The sequence below is a fragment of the Microvirga alba genome (assembly GCF_015694465.1).
Classification (GTDB): Bacteria; Pseudomonadota; Alphaproteobacteria; order Rhizobiales; family Beijerinckiaceae; genus Microvirga; species Microvirga alba.
In genome coordinates this window covers 249419-270905 of record NZ_JADQDO010000002.1, presented here as the reverse complement: position 1 = coordinate 270905, position 21487 = coordinate 249419, and the positions used below count along the sequence as shown (strand labels likewise).

Sequence of the window (21487 nt, the reverse complement as noted above, 5' to 3'; positions counted from 1 at the left end):
TGACAATGGCGGGGTTTGTCCCCGCCATTCTTGTTTTCCGGGAGTGTTCCGGAGCGCCGGATCAGTTTTCCGGCAGCTTTTCTGCGGGGCCTGTCCAGGAATCCACAAAGCTCCACGTCATGGTGATCCTCGCCTTGCCCGAATAATTCTTCCACGGAGAGACGATAATCGGGGTGCGCAGGGTGATGGTTTCCGTCTTCGAGCCCGAGAGCGGAATGCCGCGCACGTTCTTGTTGAGCCAGGCCTGCACATCGGCCGGCACGGTGCTTGTGCCCTGCGGGATCGGAACATTGCCGACGCTGGAGCCGGTCGTGACGCTTTTCGTCTCGACGCCGGGGAAGGCGAAACTTTCCAGATAAAGCTTCTTCGTTTCCGTATCGACGATGGTCATCGTGTATGCGTTGCACAACCCGGATTTGACGCCGCCGGCATTGATCTTGATTTCGCGATGGCGGGGGCGCGCACCGCCGACATCGCTGATCGAGCCATCGCTGACGTCGTTTCGGAACGCGACCGTCTTGCCGACGCAGCCATCGAAGCTGAGCCAGTTCTGATAGATTTCCTTCTCGTCAGGCTCGTCGCCGCCGGTGTTCATGGACGAGTTCGGAGCCACCGAGATTCCCTGTGCCGGCGCCATGAGCTGCGGCTGAGCCTTCATCACCGCCTCGCGGATGCAGGATTCGTCACCCTTGCAGCGTTGATAGGCTTGCATGATGGCGGCGTTCATCTGCTCCTGCGCGGCGGCGCTTGGCATGCCGGCGGATCCCAACGCCTTCTGGCGTTGCTGAACCTGCGCCACCCGGGCCTGAACCTGAGCGCTCTTCGCCTGCGTCTTCTTGACCGACTCCGGATCGAGCAGGTTCATCGAGTTGAGGTCCGGGCTCGCCTGCAGGATCGTGGCGAAATAGAACCGCTCCGAGATCGTTCCTTTTTCCGAGCTTCCTCCGTCCTTCCAGGATTCCTCACCCTCGACACGAACGTCGATCTTCAGAAGACGTTGGGCGGGCCCCGCGTGGGAGGCTTGCGGAAGCATGAAAGCGGCAAGGCAGGTTGCGGCAAGAAGCTGGTGTGTCGGACGCATGATTCCTCGATCCCGGTAACGATATAAATATCATTCCGTTCAATAGCGCCTGATCGGTTTCTTGGGAACCCGCCGGATCGGCATTCTCTTGCGCGGAAACGGTTTCTACTTCCGCGGAAAATACGCTAGCGCCGCAACGAGAGCGGGTTGTCCGAAAGAGCCGCCGCATCCGGTTGGTCGATGGCGGGCCTGCCGAGAAAAGCGTTCCAGAGTTTTTCGACGACGCTCCGGTCGAGATCGTCGACGATGAAGACGAGACGGCTGCGTCGGTCCTCGCTCGGCCATTTCGGCAGAATGGCGGGGACGTGAATGACATGCTGCACGCCATGGATGACCACCGGATGCTCCGGGTCTTCCGCCAGCGCGACAAGTCCCTTCACGCGCAGGAGCTTTGTTCCTTGCGACGAACGCAAGAGATCGAGGAACATGTCGAGCGTGCCCTGGCGGATCGGTTGATCGCTCGTCAGGCAGAAGGCGCGGATGCGCTCATCGTGCCGGTTCACGTCGTGATGATGATGGCCGTGATCGTCATGCCCGTGGCCGTGATGGTGGTGGCCGTGCTGATGCGCGTGGCTCTCGCGCTCTGCCTTCTCCACCGCCTCTGCCTTCAGCCATTCGCTCACGTCGGCGATCTTGCCTTCGAGATCGAAGAGGCCGCCCGCGACAATGGTGTCGGCCGCCGCATCTGCGGGTAGAATCGACGCGCCGGGATTGAGGTCCCGCAGCCTGGCGCGCAAGGTGGCGAGGCGCGATTGATCCGAGACGAGATCCGTCTTGGTCAACACGATCCGCTCCGCGACGGCGGCCTGTTTGACGGCTTCGCGATGTGCGTCGAGCGTCGCCGATCCATTCACCGCATCGATCACGGTCACCACTCCCTCGACCGCGTAACGCATCGAGAGATAGGGGTGATAGAGAACCGCGTGGAGAATGGGCGCGGGGTCCGCCAGGCCCGTGGTCTCGATGATGACCCGGCGGAACGGTGTGATGCGTCCGTTGTCGCGCTTTCGCAGAAGGTCTTCGAGCGTCGCGATGAGATCGCCGCGCACCGTGCAGCAAAGACAGCCCGCCGACAAAAGAACCATGCCTTCATCGACCTTCTCGACGAGGAGGTGATCGAGGCCGATCTCACCGAACTCGTTGATGATGACGACGGTGTCGTGCAAAGCGGGGTCTTGAAGCAGCCGATTGAGCAGCGTCGTCTTTCCCGCCCCGAGAAATCCGGTGAGGATGGTCAGCGGAATGGGCGAGGGGAGCATGGTCGGTCTGGTATCGGTCATGGTTCAATCCGCGATGGCAATCATCGGCGCGTCTTTGTGACGGCGCTGCTCCAGCAAGACATTGGTGACGATTGCCGCGAGCACCAGGACGCCGCCCGCGATTTGCATGGCGTTGACGGTTTCGCCGAGGAGCAGGACCGATGAAAGGGCGGCGACCACCGGCTCGGTGCAGTAGATGATCCCCGCCGCGACGGCGGTGATGCGCCCGAGCGCGAGAAACTGCAGCACGAAGCCGAAGATGTAGCCGCCGATGGTCATGGCGACGGCGAAGGGCGCGACCGCAAGGCCCGAAGGAGGCGTGAGTTGCCCTGCCGCGAGCCCGATCAGGGTGGCGGTCGGCAGCACGAGAAGATGGATCCAGAAGATCTTGGCGACGACGCCGGTCTTGCGGCAGCGCGCTCCGGCAAAGAACTGGATCGCGGTGGCGACGCTGGCCGCGAAGGCGAGGGCCAGGCCGCGCCAGTCGAGGCCGCCGAAGGCCGGTCCCACCACCATCACGACGCCGAGCGAGGCCATGGCGGCGACGCCAAGAAGCGTCGGCGTGAGCCGCGTTCCCTCGACGAAGGGGCTCGCCAGCACAATGAGGATCGGAAAGGTGTAGAACACCACCGCCGCGACCGTCACCGGAATGAAGGCCACCGCCGAGAGGTAACAGATGCCGAGAAGCGCCGTGGAGACGCCGAGCACGAGCATGGTGCCCCGCTCCTCCCGCGCCATGGCCAGAGAGCGCCGGGCCACCGCCGCCGCGATGCCGACGAGCACCAGCATCAGCAGCACCCGGTAGACCACGATGGCCGAACCGCTGGCGCCCGCAAACGAGGCCATGCGGGCATAGACGATGTTGAGCCCGTAGAGGGATGCCGAACCGAGGGCGAAGAGCATTCCGTTGGCGGGGGAGGAGGTCTGGGTCATCTCGGCAATCGCGATAGGATCAGCACCGTTCGCGCGGATCGCCCCCGATTGCAAGAGCCGCGAGCGCCGAAGCCCGCCCCAACACCGTCAGGATTGGGGCCGCTTCCCGGCCCGTCCGGTCACTTCCTGATGGTTTTCGTCTTGTCCGCCGTTTTGGCGCCAGCCTTGGGAGATACCTTGGTCACGGGCGTCAGGCTCAAGGTGTTTCGGCCGGCATCCTTCTTCAATGCTTTCGCAGGAGGGGTGTGAGCGAGCTTCTTCTTGCTCTTGGCCTTGCGCGCCCGGTCGGCGGCATCTTCTTCCGCCGCCTGTCTGGCGAGTTCGGCTTGGGACGGCGGGTTCAGTCCGACCCAGATCCGTTCCGGCTCGACATCGGCGCGGGGAGCAAGCGTCGTGCGGAGGGGCTGGGGAGTGCCCCCGGCAAAGGCCATCACGCCCGAGGAAAACAGATTGGGCGACCCGGCTTCATCGCCGGTTGCGGCAACCGTGGGGCTGTCCTCTTCCTTCGGCATCGGGCCACGCCGGTCGCAGATGACGGCACGCATGTCCGGCGGGGTATGGACCGCCGAGGCGGGCAGGGCCGTCAGCAACGGATTGGTGAAGTTGGGCGTGCTGTTGAAGCCGCGATCAAACAGCTCGGCGGCTGCCATCGTGCGCTCGTTCGCCGAGGGAGCGCCGAGGACGACGGTGATGAGATGGCGTCCGTTGCGGGTGGCGCTCGCCACCACGTTGAAACCGGCGGAGCAGATGAAGCCGGTCTTCATGCCGTCCGCGCCGGGATAGCGGCCGATGAGACCATTGGTGTTGCGCATGATCCGGCGGCCGAACTGGATGGCGCCGATATGGAACAGATCCTGCTCATCGGGAAATTCGAGCAGAAGCGCGCGGGCGAGGATCGCCATGTCACGGGCGGTGGTCTGGTTGCGCTCGTCGGGAAGCCCGTGGGGGTTGGCGAAGTGGCTGTCGGTCATGCCGAGCCGCCGGGCTTCGGCATTCATGATGTCGGCAAATCCCTCGATCGAGCCGCCGATATTGTCGGCGATGGTGGCCGCGACGTCATTGGCCGACTTCACCATGAGGACTTTAAGCGCATTGTCCAAGCGGATCTGCGTGCCCGGCTTGAAGCCCATCTTGGAAGGGGGCAAGGCCGCCGCGTCCTCAGAGACGGTGAGAAGCGTGTCCATCTTCATCTCGCCCGCGCGGACCTTATGGAGCGCCACGTAGGTCGTCATGAGCTTGGTGATGGAAGCGGGGAACCAGGGATCCGTCGCCCGTTCGGCGTGGAGGACGCGCCCGGATTCGACCTCGACGACGAGGGTCGGATTGCTGGCCAGAGCCGTTCCGCTGACGAGGGCGGCAATGGCGAAGGCCGTCATGCGGAGGGCGCGGCTTGCGTTCATGCGGATCGAATCCATACAGACGATGGGGTGGACATTGGGGCGGCCCCGCTTATGGCAGCAGGGTCAGTTTAAGCCTCGAACCCCTGTCTTGGCTAGGCCAGGGCGGTTTTATCGCCCGTAGCTGCACTCTTTCTAAAAGATTCCATGGCAAGAGCGTGGCAAGAGCGGCGCGGTTTGAAGGTCAACGCATGAATCTCTCTCTTCTCTGGATCCCGGTAACCCTGGCCGCAGCCGCGGCTCAAACGGGCCGCAACGCCACCCAGCGCCGGTTGACGGAAAAGATCGGGACCGTGGGTGCGACGCAGGTCCGTTTTCTTTACGGGTTTCCCTTTGCCCTCATTGCTTTGGCGGTCGTGCGCCTGGCGACGTCCGAGGCTGTGCCGCTGCCCAATGGGACTTTTTTTCTCTATGTGTTGGCTGGAGCGATGTCCCAGATCATGGCCACGGCACTCATGCTCTCGGCGATGCGCGAGCGCGCCTTCTCGGTCGTGACGGCCTATACGAAGACCGAGCCGGTGCAGGTGGCCCTGTTCGGGCTCGTCCTTCTTGGAGACCAACTGACGCCGGTGATCGCCCTGGCGATTCTGATCGCGACCTTGGGCGTGATCGTCATGTCGGTGAAGCCGGGAGCGAGCTTGACCTCATCCGGGTTGAGGCCGGTTTTGTCCGGCGTCGTGTCGGGCGCGTTCTTCGCGCTGGCCGCCATCGGCTTTCGTGGGGCAATCCTTTCGCTTGGCGAAGGCTCGTCGCTGATTCGGGCGACAACGACGCTGGTCTGGGGGCTTGGGCTGCAAACGGCCATTCTGCTCATCTGGCTCGGCCTTTTCGACCGCAAGGCCCTGACGGCGAGCTTTGCCGCCTGGCGTCCCTCCCTCGGCGCCGGATTTCTGGGCGCGCTCGCCTCCCAATTCTGGTTCCTCGGATTCGCGCTGACGACGGCGGCGAATGTGCGCACGCTTGCACTCGTTGAGGTGCTGATGGCGCAGGCGGTGTCGCACCGGTTCCTGTCCCAGGCCACAAGCCGCCGCGAGATTATCGGCATGGTCCTGATCGTGGGCGGGGTGGCGCTGCTCTTGCTCGCCCAGAGCTGACTTGCAGGTTCAGCTCCCGGCGGCTAGATAAAATATAATAACCTAACGTAAATGGGGGATTCGATGACACCTGAGGCTGCGCCGCGACCTTTTAAAACACTTCTTATCGGCGATCCGGCCCCCTGGTTCCGACAGGTCTGCGGGGGAAATCCGAGCTATAGTTTCGACACGGTTGCCGGGCGCTACCTGGTGCTGTGCTTTTATGGAACGGCGTCTGACGGGGCCGGCGGAGCGGTTCAGCAATTGGTTCAGGCCAACCGCAGCCTCTTCGACGATGACAAGATTGCCTTTTTCGGGGTCAGCATCGATCCGGGCGATTTATCGGAGGAGCGGGTGCGCGACAGCATTCCGGGCATCCGGCATTTTCAGGATTTCGATGGCAAGGTCAGCCGCCTGTACGGGGCTTTGGCGCAAGATGGGGCGTTCGATCCCCAAAGTCCTGTTGCGATGCGCCGTTTCTGGGTGGTGCTGAACCCGACCATGAGGGTTCGTGCCGTATTCCCCTTCAAGCAGGACGGCCACGAAGAGGTCATGGCCTATCTGAAGAACCTCCCGCCGGTCGATCGCTTCGCAGGATTCGAGATTCAGGCGCCGGTCCTCATCATTCCCGACGTGTTCGAACCGACCTTCTGCCAACATCTGATCAGCCTTTACGAGCAGCATGGCGGCGAAGAATCAGGCTATATGCGCGAGATCGACGGGAAGACCGTGCCGGTCCACGATTTCCACTACAAGCGCCGCAAGGATTTTACGATCACGGATGATGCCCTCATCCGGCAGCTTCAGGCACGCGTGATCCGCCGCATCAACCCTGAAGTTCAGAAGATCCACTTCTTCAAGCCGACCCGCATGGAGCGCTACATCGTCTCCTGCTACGCGGCGGAGGATGGCGCTCATTTCCGTCCGCATCGCGACAACACCACCATGGGCACGGCGCACCGGCGATTCGCGGTTTCCATCAACCTCAACGGCGATTTCGAGGGCGGGGAAGTCAGCTTCCCGGAATACGGGTCACGCGGCTACAAAGCGCCGCCGGGCGGCGCCGTCGTGTTCTCATGCTCTCTGCTTCATGCGGTGTCGAAAGTCACATCCGGCCGCCGTTTCGCATTCCTGCCGTTCATCTATGACGATGAGGCTGCCCGCATCCGCGAGCGGAACAACGCGCATCTCGGCGAAGGCGTCGAGGCTTACCAGGCCTGAGATTGCTCGCTTCCGTCACACATCAATCCGGCGAGGATGCCGATCATTCCTCGCCGGTCTTGATCCATTTGATGACAACCGGCGGCTCATAGGCCCGGACCGCGCGGATCATCGCCTCGGGCTCCTGTTCGACGATCAGCATGGCGCGATGGGGCGGCTTGACGAATCCCTTCGTCACGACGTCGTCGAGGAAGTCGATGAGCTTGTCGTAGAAGCCGCCTGCGTTGAAGAGCGCGCAGGGCTTTCCGTGATAGCCGAGCTGCGCCCAGGTCCAGACCTCGAACAATTCCTCAAACGTGCCGATGCCGCCCGGCAGCGCAATGAAACCATCCGCAAGCTCGGCCATGAGCGCCTTGCGCTCGTGCATGGACCCGACGACGCGCAGATCGCTCAGGCCCCGGTGCGCGATCTCCTTGTCGAAGAGCGATTGCGGCATCACCCCGATCACATGGCCACCGGCCGCGAGCGCAGCATCGGCGACCGCGCCCATCAGGCCGACCGAAGCGCCGCCATAGACGAGCTCGACACCCGCCTTCGCCAGCGCCGTGCCTAGGTCCCGGGCCGCTTGCAGGTAGATCGGATCGTTGCCCGGGCTCGAGCCGCAGAAGACGCAGAGGCGCATGGGAATCCCTTTCATTTTCCCCTCATGGATCATGAGATGCCCCTGACAGACAAGGCGCGGCCGGCGGCTTTGCACACATGTCCGTCATGCGCTCCTGATGGCCGAGCTTGCCGGGTGTCGCGAATAGCCCCATCTTTGTGACAACAACTCATGATTTTGGAGGAAGCGCCGATGACGGCCTGTATCGTCGGGTGGGCCCATACGCCCTTTGGGAAGCTCGATAACGAGACGGTCGAGAGCCTGATCGTCCGTGTCGCGAGCGAGGCGATGGCTCATGCCGGAATCGGCCCGGAGGACGTGGACGAGGTCGTGCTCGGCCATTTCAACGGTGGCTTCTCGCCTCAGGAATTCACTGCCTCGCTCGTGTTCCAGACCAGCGACAAGTTCCGTTTCAAACCCGCGACCCGGGTCGAAAACGCCTGCGCGACCGGCTCGGCGGCGGTTCATCAGGCCATCAAGACCATCGAGGCGCGGCGCGCCAGGACAGTGCTGGTGGTCGGCGTCGAGCAGATGACGACGACGCCGGGGCCGGAGATCGGCAACATTCTCCTCAGAGCCTCCTATCTGCCCGAAGATGGCGACACCAAGGGCGGCTTTGCCGGCGTGTTCGGCAAGATCGCGGCCCTGTATTTCCAGCGCCATGGCGATCAATCGGATGCGCTGGCGCTGATCGCGGCCAAGAACCACAAGAACGGAGTCGATAATCCCTACGCCCAGATGCGCAAGGACCTCGGCTACGCGTTCTGCCGCGCCGAGAGCGAGAAGAATCCGTTCGTCGCCGGGCCCTTGAAGCGCACCGATTGTTCGCTCGTCTCGGATGGCGCGGCGGCGCTTATCATTGCCGATACGGAAACGGCCTTGCGCATGAAACGCGCGGTCGCCTTCCGCGCCACCGCCCATGCCCAGGATTTCCTGCCGATGTCGAAGCGCGACATCGTGAAGTTCGAGGGCTGCGCCGAAGCCTGGCGGCGGGCGCTCGACCAGGCCGGGATTCAGCTCACCGACCTGTCTTTCGTCGAGACCCATGATTGCTTCACCATCGCCGAACTCATCGAATACGAGGCGATGGGCCTGACGCCCCAAGGGCAGGGGGCCATTGCGGTCAAGGAGGGCTGGACGAATCGCGACGGCAAGCTCCCCGTGAATCCATCCGGCGGGCTGAAGGCGAAGGGGCATCCGATCGGCGCGACCGGCGTCTCGATGCATGCGCTCTCCGCCATGCAGCTCTGCGAGGAAGCCGGGGGCATCCAGGTCAAGAACCCGGTGCTCGGCGGCATCTTCAACATGGGTGGTGCGGCGGTCGCGAACTACGTCAGCGTGCTCGAGCGAATCAAGTAGAGGCATGTCCCGGAAAAGTGGGAACCGGTTTTCCGAGCAGGACATGCACCGTTAGAATTATGTCCCGGAAAAGTGGGAACCGGTTTTCCGATCCGGACATGCCCTAGCGTCGCTCAGGTGCGCCGGCTCGCGCGCGGATCGGGCTCGCCCGGCGCGCGGGCTTCGATGGCGAGTGCGTGCAAACCCTTCGCGAAGGCGCCTTTAAGCGTCTCGTTCACAAGGCGGTGACGCTCGACGCGGCTCTTGCCGGTGAAGGCTTCCGATACGATATGAATGCGGAAGTGGGTTTCGCCCCCCTCGCGCCATCCGGCATGGCCGTGATGCTGCTCCGACTCATCCGTGACAGCGAGTTCGGCCGGTTGCAGGCGTTCCTGCAGTTCTTCTTTGATCCAAGCGGCGAGGGTCATGCTGTTTTGTAAGCCTTTTTGAACGTATCTGCGGCGAAAAGCGCTAAGCCCTTGGCTCCAGCCTTTAAGCCACTCATAATCGCATCATCATGGATCTCAATTCGCCTCTTTTCGATAGCATCCGCATCAAGCCGTCCTGCGACGAGCCGCGCGAGACCAACGGACCGGTCTGCGAGCATCCGTCCTGCAAGGCGGAGGGGATGTATCGTGCACCGAAGGGGCGTGAGCATGAGGGGCAATATTGGCGCTTCTGCCTCGCCCATGTGCGCGAATACAACGCATCGTACAATTATTTTTCCGGCATGTCGGACAACGCGGTGGCGGCCTATCAGAAGGACGCCATCATCGGCCACCGGCCGACCTGGGCCATGGGCGTCAATTCCGCCGCCAAGGCGGAAGGCGAGGGCGTCAAGGCGGAGCCTCGGGATTGGGCTTATTTCGATCCGTTGGGCGTTCTGAATGGCGCCGATTTCCGGCAGGGCCGGCAGCGCCGAACCCCGGCCGAACCGAAAAAGCCGCGCTATACCGGCCAGGTCCGGCGGGCGCTCGACATTTTGGGTCTCGATGAAACCGCCGACGGACCGGCGATCAAGGCCCAGTACAAGGCGCTGGTGAAGCGCTTCCATCCGGACGCCAATGGCGGCGACCGCTCCTTCGAGGAGCGTTTGCGGGACATCATCAAGGCGCATGACGCCCTGAAGACCGCCGGCCTGTGCTGAAACAGGGCTGTTTAATGCAACCCAGTTAAGCTCTTAGGAAATTGCGCCATGCCGCCGTGAGCGGTAAGAAGCCAGCGACACACTAGCAAACGAAGCGTTTTTCAATCCGATCGAGAGGCCCCTATGACGGCACAAACCGACACCACGACCCAACTGCCCGACATGAAAGTGTCGGTGCGACAGGTCTTCGGCATCGATTCGGATCTTGAAGTTCCGGCGTTTTCGCAAGCCGAGGAGCATGTGCCGGATCTCGATCCGGATTACCTGTTTGACCGGGAAACGACGCTCGCCATCCTCGCGGGCTTCGCCCGCAACCGTCGCGTCATGATCACGGGCTATCACGGCACCGGCAAGTCGACCCACATCGAGCAGGTCGCGGCCCGCCTGAACTGGCCCTGCGTGCGCGTCAATCTGGACAGTCACGTCTCCCGTATTGACCTCGTCGGCAAGGACGCCATCGTTCTGCAAGAGGGCAAGCAGGTCACGGCGTTCCAGGACGGCATCCTGCCCTGGGCCCTGCAGCACAACGTGGCCTTGGTGTTCGACGAATACGATGCCGGCCGTCCGGACGTGATGTTCGTGATCCAGCGCGTGCTCGAGCAGTCGGGCAAGCTGACGCTTCTCGACCAGAAGCGGGTGATCAAGCCGCATCCGGCTTTCCGTCTCTTCGCGACCGCCAACACGGTGGGCTTGGGCGATACGTCGGGCCTCTATCACGGCACGCAGCAGATCAACCAGGGCCAGATGGACCGCTGGTCGATCGTCACGACCCTCAACTACCTGCCGCACGACAAGGAAGTGGACATCGTCCTCTCCAAGGCGAAGCACTATCAGGACAGCGCGGAGGGCCGCGATATCGTCAACAAGATGGTGCGCGTGGCCGATCTGACCCGCAGCGCCTTCATGAACGGCGATCTCTCGACCGTCATGAGCCCGCGCACGGTCATCACCTGGGCCGAGAACGCCGAGATCTTCGGCGATACGGGCTTTTCGTTCCGCGTCACCTTCCTCAACAAGTGCGACGAGTTGGAGCGGGCGCTGGTCGCCGAGTTCTATCAGCGCTCTTTCGGCAAGGAATTGCCCGAGAGCGCGGTGAATATCGTGCTGAGCTAAAAAGCAACGATCAGGCATCCTCATCCTGAGGAGCGTAGCGTCTCGAAGGATCAGGATGCCGGGTCCAGAATTCTCTGGAAGCGCCCTCGTTGTTCGAGACGGCCTATGGCCTCCTCAGAATGAGGGCTTATCGGAAATGACCGACAGCCATGTCCATCTCGAACCGCAAGCCAGGTGAGAAGAAGGAAGCGCCGGCGGAGCCGCTGAAGCGCTCCATCGCCGGCTGCATGAAGGCGATTGCCCGTAAGCAGGATCTCGAGGTGACCTTCGCCTCTGATCGCCCCGCGCTCATGGGCGACAAGGCCCGTCTGCCCGAGCCGCCCCGGCGTCTGACGCCGCATGACGTGGCGATCCTGCGCGGCAACGCGGATTCCATGGCTCTGCGTCTCGCCTGCCATGATGCGACGCTCCATCGCCGGCTTGCGCCGGAAGGTCAGGCGGCGCGCGCGGTTTTCGATGCGGTCGAGCAGGCACGCGTCGAATCCATCGGCTCGCGCCGCATGAGCGGGGTGGCTTCCAACATCTCCGCCATGCTCGAAGACCGCTATCATCGCGGCGGCAAATACGAAGAAATCACCGACCGTGCCGACGCGCCTCTTGAGGACGCGGTCGCGCTCATGGTGCGCGAACGCCTGACCGGCCAGAAGCCGCCGCCGGCGGCGACGAAGATTGTCAATCTCTGGCGCGACTTCGTTGAGGATCGTGCCGGGCACGATCTCGACAGCCTGCTCAAGAACATCGAAAGCCAGCGCGATTTCGCGCGCGGCATCCGCGAGATTCTCTCCTCCCTCGACATGGCCGATGAGGCAGCCTTCAACGAAGAAGACGAGGAGAACGAGGAAGAGAACGAATCCGAGCAGGATCAGCAGCAAGCCGAGGGCGAATCGGGCCAGGAAGCGCAAGGCGACCAGGCCGAGGTCGAGGCTGGCGAGGATTCGAGCGACGAGATGGAAGAGGGCACGGCGGAAGATGCCGATGGCCCTTCCGGCGAAATGCCCGACGAGGCCGACGAGGCCGACGCGGATGAAGCCGGTGAATCCTGGCGTCCGCCGTCACGATCGAACGAGGCACGCGGGCCGGACTACAAGGCGTTCACGCACAAATTCGACGAGGTCGTCCATGCGGAGGATCTCTGCGATTCCGATGAGTTGACGCGGCTTCGCGCCTATCTCGACAAACAGCTCGCCCATCTCCAGGGCGTGGTCGGGCGCTTGGCGAACCGCCTGCAGCGCCGTCTCCTGGCGCAGCAGAACCGGGCCTGGGAGTTCGATCTCGAAGAGGGCATCCTCGATCCGGCGCGTTTGCCGCGCGTGGTCATGGACCCGTTCCAGCCGCTCACCTTCAAGCACGAGCAGGACACCAATTTCCGCGACACGGTGGTGACGCTGCTGCTCGACAATTCCGGCTCGATGCGCGGACGCCCGATCACGGTCGCCGCGACCTGCGCCGACATTCTCGCCCGCACGCTGGAACGCTGCGGCGTGAAGGTCGAGATTCTCGGCTTCACCACACGGGCCTGGAAGGGCGGGCAATCGCGCGAGATGTGGCTGCAGAACGCCAAGCCCGCCAATCCCGGCCGCCTCAACGACCTGCGCCACATCATCTACAAATCGGCGGACGCCCCGTGGCGGCGTGCGCGGAAAAACCTCGGCTTGATGATGCGTGAGGGACTCCTGAAGGAGAATATCGACGGCGAGGCGCTGGATTGGGCGCATAAGCGCCTGCTCTCGCGACCCGAGCAGCGGCGCATCATGATGGTCATTTCCGATGGCGCGCCGGTGGACGATTCCACCTTGTCGGTCAATCCGGGCAATTATCTCGAACGGCATCTGCGCTACATCATCGACGAGATCGAGACACGCTCGCCGGTCGAACTCATCGCCATCGGCATCGGCCACGACGTGACGCGCTATTATCGCCGCGCGGTGACCATCGTTGACGCCGAGGAGCTCGGCGGCGTCATGACCGAGAAGCTGGCGGAACTCTTCGAAGAGAATCCGCCGTTGCCCTCAAGGGCTCCCCGCCGCCGCCGGGCCGTTGCTTGATCGCCCCTTCGTGACGCCCTATCACCGTGATGGGCCCCCCGACACAGGCGGCGGGCGCGGGATCGGCGAATGAGGCTCAATCGGCGTTTGTTCCTGATCGGCGGCGGTGTCACCGCCGCCGCGGCCGTCGTTGCGGAGCGTACGCTTGCGCGCCCACGGGCTGCTGCTGCGATCACTCCCATCGACATTTCTGCGAGGCCGATCGACCATTTCTCGGTGACCGATCAAAGCCGCAATCGCTTCGGCGACCTCCTGTTTCGGGGCGGGCTTGACCTGCGCTCATCTGACAGCCGGTTCGGCGGTTTCTCCGCCTTGTGGCGCTCGCCCGACGGCGCGCGGCTCGTCTCCGTCGCCGACAACGCCCAATGGCTGACCGCCCGCGTGCAGACCTCCGATGGCCGTCTTTCCGGCCTTGCGGAGGCGAAGCTTGCGCCTCTTCTCCATGAGAACGGACGGCCCCTGGGCAGCACGGGCTATTACGACACCGAGAGCCTCACCATCGAGAATGGGGTCGCGTATGTGGGCATCGAGCGCAAGCACGCGATCATGCGGTTCGACTGGGGCGCTTCGGGAGTGGCGGCGCGGGGCACCCTGCTGACCCTGCCCGAGGCGATCCGGGGGGAGATCAAGGATCTGCCCAGCAACCGGAGCCTTGAGGCCATCGGCGTCGCGCCACCTCGCTCGCCCTTGGCCGGGTCCGTCATCGCCATCGCGGAGCGCTCGGGCGACGCTGATGAGCCGACCCGGGGCTTCATCGTGACCGGCCCGCGCCGGGGCGCATTCTGGGTCCGGCGGGCGAAGGGCTATGACATCAGCGATCTGGCGTTCCTGCCCAGCGGAGAGATGCTGCTGCTGGAGCGGCATTTTTCGCTTTTCGAGGGTTTCCGCATCCGCATGCGCCGTGTCGCGGCCGACGCGATCAAGCCTGATGTCGAGGTGGATGGTGCGGTGATCTTCGAGAGCGATTCATCCCACCAGATCGACAACATGGAAGGATTGGCGGTCCACCAGGAGGGAGGCGAGACCGTCCTGACCCTGATCTCGGACGATAATTTCAGTCCGTTTCAGAAAACACTGCTGCTGGAATTCGCGTTGAAAGCCTGAGCGATGTGCCTCAGGCCGCGCTGCGCTGGATCAGGGCCGGGCGCATGACCCGGAGCATCGCGCCGTAGGGGATGATCGAGACGGCGGAGAGGGTCAGTTTGACGCCATAATCGGCAAGAGCCAACGTAACCCACGGCAATGCAATGCATTCATCTGCGATGCCGGCCTGATTCAGGACGGCGCTGATGGTCAGCTCGGTGCCTGGGATGGCCCCGCAATAAAACGCGATCGAGAAGAAGAGCATCGTGTCGACCGCGGCCGAAATTGTCGAGGAGGCGAAGGGCGGCAGCCACCAGGCGCGGTCGCGAAGGCGCGAGAAGATCGAGATGTCCAGAAGCTGCGCCGTCAGGAAGGCGGTTCCCGAGGCGATGGCGATGCGTGGCGTCGCGAGGATCACCGAGAGCACGACCGCGAGGACGAAGCCCACATAGACGACCCGGCGAGCACCCTTCGGCCCGAAGCGCCGGTTGGCCAACTCCGTCACGAGGAAGGAGAAGGGATAGGTAAAGGCGCCCCAGGTGAAATAATCCTGAAGGCCCCAGGCATGGAACGGATACTGGACCAGGATATTCGACGACAGCACCACCACGGTCATGGCGGCGAGTGCGATTCCGAAATCGCGACGATCCAGAGCGGTCATGGGGTCCATTCCTGAACAGGCAACGCAAAACGGGCGGCTGTGAGGCCGCCCGCTGCGCGAATTGTGCTGAAATCCGAGATCAGCTCGCGGCGGCGAGCTTCTTCTCGATCTCGCGCTTGATCGTGCGGGCGTTCATCGACAGCTCGTCCGCCTTCGCCTTGGCGAGGAAGGCATCGAGGCCGCCGCGATGCTCGACCGAGCGGAGCGCATTGGCGGAGACACGCAGGCGCACGGAGCGCTGAAGCGTGTCCGATTGCAGCGTGACGTTGCAGAGGTTCGGCAGGAACTTCCGCTTCGTCTTGCGGTTCGAGTGGCTCACGAGGTGGCCACTCAGCACGGCCTTGCCGGTCAGTTCGCAACGGCGCGACATGGGTTCAATCCTATTATCACAGGGCGTCGCGGCTTGAGTTTCGCGGGTTTGCTTCAACGCAGATCCCACGCCGCCGGACACCAGAAGTCCTTGGAAGGTGCGAGGCTATAGGCCGAAACCGGGGGGGCCGTCAAGAATAGTGCGGAGCCGGAGCCTGATTTTTTGCAACATCGTGGTCACGATTTATTCGGATTCGCGTGCGATGTAACAGGGTAGACTTCTCGGAACACCCCATGCGCCTCATCGCCTCAGCACTTATGACCCTGGCCCTCATCGGCGTCGGCTCGCGGAGCGAGGCACAGACGCTCAAGGCGGATTACGACATCAGCCTCGCGGGCCTTCCCCTCGGCAAGGCCGACCTGTCCTCGACCTTCGAGGGGCCGAAATACAAGATGCAGGCGGGCGTGAAGCTGTCCGGTCTTGCCAAGATGCTGACCGGCGGCAGGGGCGCGGCGACCGCGTCCGGTGCCCTCGTCGGACCTCAGCCGCAACCGGCTGCCTTCGCAGTGACCTCCCGTTCCTCCAGCGATCAGCGCACCGTGCGCATGGGCCTCACGGAGGGGAGCGTCGCGGCGGTCGAGATCGTGCCGCCCATCGACGAAAAGCCCGACCGGGTGCCGGTGATGGACGATCACAAGAAAGGCGTCGTCGATCCCGTCAGCGCGCTTCTCATGCCAGCCCTTGCGACCGGAAGCCTCACCGATGCGGCCAATTGCAACCGCACCATCCCGGTTTTCGACGGGGCGGCGCGGTTCGACGTGGTCTTGAGCTATGCCGAGACGAAAAAAGCCGACCTGCCGGGTTACCGGGGGCCGGTTCTGGTCTGCAACGCGCGCTATGTCGCCATTTCCGGCCACCGGTCCTTGCGTCCTTCCACGAAATTCATGGAGGACAACAAGGACATGTCGGTCTGGCTGGCCCCGGTTGAGGGGCCGCGCGTTCTCGTCCCCGTGCGGATCGCGGTTCGCACCATGGTCGGCATGAGCCTGATCGTGGCCTCGAATTGGGCGATCGATGGCGCATCTCAGGCGATCCCGATTTCCGCCGATCAGGCCGTGAAGGCCGGCGCGGCGCAATAAGCGTTCAAAGCGCCACGCGGCCGTAGCGCGCCCGATGCAAACCCCCATATAAAGGCTCAACCGGCAGCAGGGCCGCTTCAGAGCACCCCGCCGCCATGTGAGAACGCCGCTTGCGCCGGATGTCGGCCACGGGGCCTCTCGAAGCTCTCACCGGGATCAGACCCCGCAAAACCGAACCAGGTATGGCCCGCCGTTCCCTTCTCCCGCAAATGCGCGCGCGCGGCGTGACAGCCGTGCTCGGCCCCACCAATACGGGCAAGACGCACCTCGCCATCGAGCGGATGCTCGGCCATGAGAGCGGCATGATCGGCCTGCCGCTGCGGCTGCTCGCCCGCGAAGTCTATCAACGGGTGGTGGAAAGGGCGGGCGCGCACAACGTTGCCCTGGTGACCGGCGAGGAGAAGATCAAGCCGGACAAGCCGCGTTATTGGATCTCGACTGTCGAGGCGATGCCGCGCGATCTGGACCTCGCCTTCGTCGCCGTGGACGAGATCCAGCTCGCCAGCGATCTCGACCGGGGGCATGTGTTCACGGACCGTCTGTTGAACCAGCGTGGGCGGGATGAGACGCTGCTCATCGGCTCCAGCACCATGCGTCCGTTGATCGAGGCGCTGATTCCGCATGTCCACGTCGTGACCCGGCCGCGCCTGTCGAAACTGACCTTCGCGGGCGAGAAAAAAGTCTCGCGGCTGCCCCGGCGCACCGCCATCGTCGCCTTCTCGGCGGAGGAGGTCTATGCCATCGCGGAGCTGATCCGACGCCAACGCGGCGGCGCGGCGGTGGTTCTGGGGGCGCTGTCGCCCCGGACCCGCAACGCTCAGGTGGAGCTCTATCAGTCCGGCGATGTGGAATATCTCGTTGCCACCGACGCCATCGGCATGGGGCTCAATCTCGACGTCGATCATGTCGCCTTCGCCTCGGACAAAAAATTCGACGGATTCCGGTTTCGCAAACTTTACCCTGCGGAACTGGCGCAGATCGCCGGCCGCGCGGGCCGCCATCTGCGCGACGGGACCTTCGGCACGACGGGCCGTTGCCCGTCTTTCGATGCGGAAACCGTCGAGGCGTTAGAGAATCACACCTTCGATCCCCTGCGTATTCTGCAATGGCGCAACCCGGATCTCGATTTTTCATCCCTTGGCCGCCTGCGTGATTCTCTCGCGCAACAGCCCCGCGAGCATGGCCTGGTGCGTGCGCCCATGGGCGAGGACGTGGCGGCGCTCGAATTGCTGGCGCGGGAAGACGACATCCAGGCCCTCAGCCGCTCGAAGATCGCGGTGGAACGCCTCTGGCAGGTCTGCCAAGTACCGGATTATCGTAAGGTTTCGCCGCAGACCCATGCGGATCTGATAGGCCAGCTCTATCGTTTCCTCATGACGGACCGGGCGATTCCGGCCGACTGGTTTTCCCGCCATCTCCTGGCGATGGACCGGACTGACGGGGACATCGACACCCTCTCCAACCGGATAGCACAGGTCCGTACGTGGTCCTTCGTCGCTAACCGTCCTGACTGGTTAAAGGACCCAGAGCATTGGCAGGGTGTTGCGCGTCAGGTAGAGGACAAGTTATCGGACGCGCTCCATGAACGTCTCGCCCAGCGCTTTATTGATCGGCGCACGAGCGTTCTCATGCGGCGCTTGAGAGAGAACACGATGCTCGAAGCGGAAATTACGACCTCCGGCGATGTTACGGTCGAGGGTCAGCACATTGGCCACCTGCATGGCTTTCATTTCGTGCCTGATCCCCAGGCCGATGCCACGGAAGCCAAGACCCTGCGTAATGCGGCCAGCAAAGCCTTGGCCGGGGAAATCGAAGCGCGGGCGGATCGGTTCGCCGAAACGCCAGATACCCTGCTCGTGCTCTCCAATGACGGCACCATCCGCTGGATGGGCGACCCGGTGGCGAAGCTCGAGCCCGGCGACAAGATTTTCGAGCCGCGCCTGCGCGTCCTCTCCGACGAGCAATTGACCGGTCCGGCCCACGAAAAGGTCGAGAATCGCCTGCGCGCCTGGCTCAAGGCCTATGTCGTGCGCCTGCTCGGCCCCCTGATTCAGCTCGAAAGCAGCGCCGAACTGACCGGCCTTGCCCGTGGCATCGCGTTCCAGATCGGCGAGGCGCTCGGCGTGCTGGAGCGCGCCAAGGTGCTGAACGACGTGCGCAGCCTCGACCAGGAGGCCCGCGGGGCCCTGCGGAAGGCCGGAATCCGGTTCGGTGCTTATCACCTTTACCTGCCTGCCCTGTTGAAGCCCGCTCCCCGCACTCTCGCGGCGCAGCTCTGGGCGCTCCAGAATGGCGGCCTCGACCAGAAGGGCATCGACGAGATTGCGCATCTCGCCCAATCCGGGCGGACCTCGATCCCGGTCGACACCGATATCGCGGCGGGCCTCTACCGCGCGGCGGGCTTCCGTGTCTGCGGCGGCCGGGCTGTGCGCGTCGACATCCTGGAGCGGCTGGCGGATCTGATCCGCCCGGCCATTGCCTATCGTCCGGGCGTCACCCCTGGCGAGCCGCCGGCGGGCACGGCGGATGGCGAGGGCTTCGTCCCGACCGTGTCCATGACTTCGCTCGTGGGCTGCGCCGGCGAGGATTTTGCCACCATTCTGAAGTCGCTCGGCTACGTGATGGAGCGTCGCAACGGACCGGCGATCACCGTGCCGCTGGTGTCCGCGCCGCGCGTGGTGGAGGCTCCGGCTCCTGCGACGGAAGGCGAGACCGCCCCCGCGATCGAGACGACCGACGAAGCCCCGGTCGTGGAGGCTCCTGTCGAAACTCCCACGACAGAGGCCGCAACGGTTGCCGTGGATGCGCCTTCGGTTGAAGCTCCGGCTTCGGAGGAGGCTGCGGAGCCTGTCGCCGAGGCGCTCATGATCGAGGTCTGGCGTCAGCACCGCCGCCATCAGGAAGGTGGGCAGCCCCGCCAGGGCCGTGGCCGTCCCGACCGGGGCGACCGGCGTCCGCGCCACGGCGACGGACAGGCGGAGCGCTCCCAGGGCGAACGACACTCTGGCGAGCGTCCCTCTGGCGAGCGCCCGCCACGTCAGGATCGCCGCCCCGACCGTCGCGAGGGGCAAGGCGAGGGCGGTCGGCCGCAAAATCGTCCGCCGCGTGGGCCCGGCCGTCCCGATGACCGTCGCGGGCCGCGTCCCGAGAAGCGCATCGAGGCACGCCGCGATGGCGGCCACGAGCGCCGCGAAAAGCAGCCGGACCCGAATTCGCCCTTCGCTAAGCTCATGGCCCTCAAGGCGCAGCTTGAGGACAGCAAGAAGTGAGGTGCTGATTCCCGATGCGTGAGGACCGCCAGCGGCTGGACAAGTGGCTGTGGTTCGCACGCTTCGCGAAGAGCCGGACTCTTGCGGCGAAGCTCGTCACGAGCGGCTTCGTGCGGGTCAACGGCCAGCGCGCCACCGACGCGGCAAAGGCCGTTGCGGTCGGCGATGTGGTGACCGTGGCGCTCGCACGGACGACGATTCTGGTGCGGGTGGAGGACCTCGGCGTGCGTCGGGGCCCTGCAACGGAAGCAAGGCAGCTCTACGTCACGCTCGGCCCAGACAATGGTACGCTTGTCAGCGACAGCGGCAAGGGTTAGAGCGACGCCAACTCGCGCCTATATTCTCGAACTGACCCTCGATAAAGGACCGGTCATGACCTACGTCGTCACGGATAATTGCATCAAGTGCAAATACATGGACTGCGTGGAAGTGTGTCCGGTCGATTGCTTCTACGAGGGCGAGAACATGCTCGTCATCCACCCGGACGAGTGCATCGATTGTGGCGTCTGCGAGCCGGAATGTCCCGCCGAGGCGATCAAACCCGACGCGGAGCCCGGTCTTGAGCAATGGCTGAAGATCAACGCCGACATGGCGAAGAGCTGGCCCAATATTACCCAGAAGAAAGATGCCCCCGCCGACGCCAAAGATTTCGATGGCGTGACGGGCAAATTCGAGAAGTACTTTTCGGCTAATCCCGGCGAAGGCGACTAGGACGCAAACCTGGATGGCTGAAATCAATCGGCCCGGAAAAATTTATTGATCAGAAATGGATAGGGGAAAGAGACGGCCAGCGTCGGCGTTCTTCCATTCCCATCCGGAAGCCTTGCCATAAGCGTCACTTCTTTACGCTGTTCCTGAAATATTTTTGCTTTTTCGGCCGGACTGTGATACGGTCCACAAATACCGTCGCTTGCGCCGAAAAAGCGCGCCGATACCGCAGGTAGGCGGTCGAACAAAATGAAGTAATGACGCACGACCCATGACGCGAAGAGGCTGGCTACCGCAAGTCAGTATTTCGCGCGTTTCTATCTGTCGGCTTAATCAGGGATATGCGCGGAGCCGTCAAGTTCCGCAATCAGTTTTTATCGTTTCTCCGGGCCCTGCCGGACGAAATTAAAGCGCCCTCGCCGTAAGGCGGGGACCATGCAAGGAGGCCTCTCTCGCATGACGACCGCCAAGAAGTCCGCCCAGCGCCTAGCTTTCAAGACCGGCGAAGCGATTGTTTACCCCGCTCATGGCGTCGGCCGTATCACGGCCGTCGAGGAGCAGGAGATCGCGGGATTCAAGCTGGAGCTGTTCGTGGTTTCCTTCGACAAGGACAAGATGGTTTTGCGCGTCCCGACCGCGAAAGCCACCAGCGTCGGCATGCGCAAGCTCGCCGAGCCGGCTCTTGTGCAGAAGGCCCTGGATGTGCTGACCGGTCGCGCCCGCATCAAGCGTACCATGTGGTCGCGTCGTGCGCAGGAATATGAGGCCAAGATCAATTCGGGCGATCTGATCGCCGTGACCGAAGTCGTGCGCGATCTCTACCGCTCGGACGCCCAGCCGGAGCAGTCCTACAGCGAGCGTCAGCTCTATGAATCGGCCCTCGATCGGGTGTTGCGCGAGATTGCCGCCGTCAACAAGATCACCGACACGGAAGCTCTGAAGCTCATCGAGCAGAGCCTCGCCAAGTCGCCGCGCCGCGCCGCGAAAGGTGCCGAGGCGGAGGGTGACGCCGATACGGATGATCTGCAGGAAGAGGCTGCCTGATCGAAGGTTCCTCTCTCGCGAATTCAAGAAAGCCCGGTTCCAGCCGGGCTTTTTTATTGTCGCGA

Annotated in this window: 21 protein-coding genes; 12 read left to right on the top strand and 9 right to left on the bottom strand. The window is 63.5% G+C overall.

Features of this window, described 5'->3' with window-relative positions; all coding sequences use genetic code 11:
• Positions 1-61 precede the first annotated feature (61 nt).
• From I2H38_RS05605 to I2H38_RS05590, 4 genes are all read right to left on the bottom strand, one after another.
• On the bottom strand, positions 62-1081 hold the full coding sequence (locus tag I2H38_RS05605) for a hypothetical protein (protein ID WP_196270842.1): 1020 nt from the start codon (positions 1079-1081) through the stop codon (positions 62-64).
• 125 nt (positions 1082-1206) lie between these two features.
• Positions 1207-2361 (bottom strand): CobW family GTP-binding protein, encoded by a 1155-nt coding sequence (locus I2H38_RS05600; protein ID WP_196270841.1) that lies wholly within the window; start codon positions 2359-2361, stop codon positions 1207-1209.
• Positions 2362-2364: 3 nt separating this feature from the next.
• A complete protein-coding gene (locus tag I2H38_RS05595; RefSeq protein ID WP_196270840.1) occupies positions 2365-3273 on the bottom strand; it encodes an EamA family transporter in 909 nt (302 codons plus the stop codon).
• A gap of 119 nt (positions 3274-3392) precedes the next feature.
• Positions 3393-4673 carry a D-alanyl-D-alanine carboxypeptidase family protein gene (locus I2H38_RS05590; protein ID WP_196270839.1) on the bottom strand — a complete coding sequence of 427 codons (1281 nt, stop codon included), beginning with the start codon at positions 4671-4673 and terminating at the stop codon, positions 3393-3395.
• 188 nt (positions 4674-4861) lie between these two features.
• On the opposite strand from I2H38_RS05590, the gene I2H38_RS05585 reads away from it, so the two are divergent.
• Both I2H38_RS05585 and I2H38_RS05580 read left to right on the top strand, forming a co-directional pair.
• Positions 4862-5764: a DMT family transporter gene (locus tag I2H38_RS05585; RefSeq protein ID WP_196270838.1), complete on the top strand. Its 903-nt coding sequence runs from the start codon at positions 4862-4864 to the stop codon at positions 5762-5764.
• A 63-nt stretch (positions 5765-5827) separates the two neighbouring features.
• Complete coding sequence (locus tag I2H38_RS05580; RefSeq protein ID WP_196270837.1) at positions 5828-6964, top strand: 2OG-Fe(II) oxygenase; 1137 nt, start codon at positions 5828-5830, stop codon at positions 6962-6964.
• Between the two features lie 43 nt (positions 6965-7007).
• Here I2H38_RS05580 and I2H38_RS05575 read toward each other — a convergent pair whose 3' ends face one another.
• Positions 7008-7586: an LOG family protein gene (locus I2H38_RS05575; protein ID WP_196271324.1), complete on the bottom strand. Its 579-nt coding sequence runs from the start codon at positions 7584-7586 to the stop codon at positions 7008-7010.
• A gap of 171 nt (positions 7587-7757) precedes the next feature.
• Between I2H38_RS05575 and I2H38_RS05570 the strand changes: the two genes are divergently transcribed.
• A complete protein-coding gene (locus I2H38_RS05570) occupies positions 7758-8924 on the top strand; it encodes an acetyl-CoA acetyltransferase (RefSeq protein ID WP_196270836.1) in 1167 nt (388 codons plus the stop codon).
• 113 nt (positions 8925-9037) lie between these two features.
• On the opposite strand, the gene I2H38_RS05565 is transcribed toward I2H38_RS05570, so the two are convergent.
• Complete coding sequence (locus I2H38_RS05565; protein ID WP_196270835.1) at positions 9038-9331, bottom strand: BolA family protein; 294 nt, start codon at positions 9329-9331, stop codon at positions 9038-9040.
• An 89-nt stretch (positions 9332-9420) separates the two neighbouring features.
• On the opposite strand from I2H38_RS05565, the gene I2H38_RS05560 reads away from it, so the two are divergent.
• The 4 genes from I2H38_RS05560 (at position 9421) to I2H38_RS05545 (ending at position 14312) form a co-directional block, all read left to right on the top strand.
• Positions 9421-10050 (top strand): J domain-containing protein, encoded by a 630-nt coding sequence (locus I2H38_RS05560; protein ID WP_196270834.1) that lies wholly within the window; start codon positions 9421-9423, stop codon positions 10048-10050.
• A gap of 123 nt (positions 10051-10173) precedes the next feature.
• Positions 10174-11163, top strand: a complete 990-nt coding sequence (cobS, locus tag I2H38_RS05555) for a cobaltochelatase subunit CobS (RefSeq protein ID WP_196270833.1) — start codon at positions 10174-10176, stop codon at positions 11161-11163.
• 149 nt (positions 11164-11312) lie between these two features.
• On the top strand, positions 11313-13208 hold the full coding sequence (cobT, locus tag I2H38_RS05550) for a cobaltochelatase subunit CobT (RefSeq protein WP_196270832.1): 1896 nt from the start codon (positions 11313-11315) through the stop codon (positions 13206-13208).
• Between the two features lie 69 nt (positions 13209-13277).
• Positions 13278-14312 carry an esterase-like activity of phytase family protein gene (locus tag I2H38_RS05545; protein WP_196270831.1) on the top strand — a complete coding sequence of 345 codons (1035 nt, stop codon included), beginning with the start codon at positions 13278-13280 and terminating at the stop codon, positions 14310-14312.
• Positions 14313-14322: 10 nt separating this feature from the next.
• Here the strand turns inward: I2H38_RS05545 and I2H38_RS05540 are convergent, their stop codons facing one another.
• Both I2H38_RS05540 and rpmB read right to left on the bottom strand, forming a co-directional pair.
• The gene (locus tag I2H38_RS05540) at positions 14323-14952 is read right to left on the bottom strand and encodes a queuosine precursor transporter (protein WP_196270830.1); all 630 of its coding nucleotides are present in this window, start codon (positions 14950-14952) and stop codon (positions 14323-14325) included.
• A 79-nt stretch (positions 14953-15031) separates the two neighbouring features.
• Positions 15032-15322 carry a 50S ribosomal protein L28 gene (gene rpmB, locus I2H38_RS05535; protein ID WP_196270829.1) on the bottom strand — a complete coding sequence of 97 codons (291 nt, stop codon included), beginning with the start codon at positions 15320-15322 and terminating at the stop codon, positions 15032-15034.
• Between the two features lie 233 nt (positions 15323-15555).
• On the opposite strand from rpmB, the gene I2H38_RS05530 reads away from it, so the two are divergent.
• From I2H38_RS05530 to fdxA, 4 genes are all read left to right on the top strand, one after another.
• Positions 15556-16401 (top strand): DUF3108 domain-containing protein, encoded by an 846-nt coding sequence (locus I2H38_RS05530; RefSeq protein WP_196270828.1) that lies wholly within the window; start codon positions 15556-15558, stop codon positions 16399-16401.
• A gap of 182 nt (positions 16402-16583) precedes the next feature.
• Entirely contained in the window at positions 16584-19670 is a 3087-nt protein-coding gene (locus I2H38_RS05525; RefSeq protein WP_196270827.1) for a helicase-related protein, read from the top strand.
• Positions 19671-19684: 14 nt separating this feature from the next.
• Complete coding sequence (locus tag I2H38_RS05520) at positions 19685-19987, top strand: RNA-binding S4 domain-containing protein (RefSeq protein WP_196270826.1); 303 nt, start codon at positions 19685-19687, stop codon at positions 19985-19987.
• Between the two features lie 55 nt (positions 19988-20042).
• Positions 20043-20381 carry a ferredoxin FdxA gene (gene fdxA, locus I2H38_RS05515; protein ID WP_196270825.1) on the top strand — a complete coding sequence of 113 codons (339 nt, stop codon included), beginning with the start codon at positions 20043-20045 and terminating at the stop codon, positions 20379-20381.
• Positions 20382-20404: 23 nt separating this feature from the next.
• Here the strand turns inward: fdxA and I2H38_RS05510 are convergent, their stop codons facing one another.
• The gene (locus tag I2H38_RS05510) at positions 20405-20644 is read right to left on the bottom strand and encodes a hypothetical protein (RefSeq protein WP_196270824.1); all 240 of its coding nucleotides are present in this window, start codon (positions 20642-20644) and stop codon (positions 20405-20407) included.
• Between the two features lie 190 nt (positions 20645-20834).
• On the opposite strand from I2H38_RS05510, the gene I2H38_RS05505 reads away from it, so the two are divergent.
• Positions 20835-21422 (top strand): CarD family transcriptional regulator, encoded by a 588-nt coding sequence (locus tag I2H38_RS05505; RefSeq protein ID WP_196270823.1) that lies wholly within the window; start codon positions 20835-20837, stop codon positions 21420-21422.
• The last annotated feature ends 65 nt before the right edge of the window (positions 21423-21487 follow it).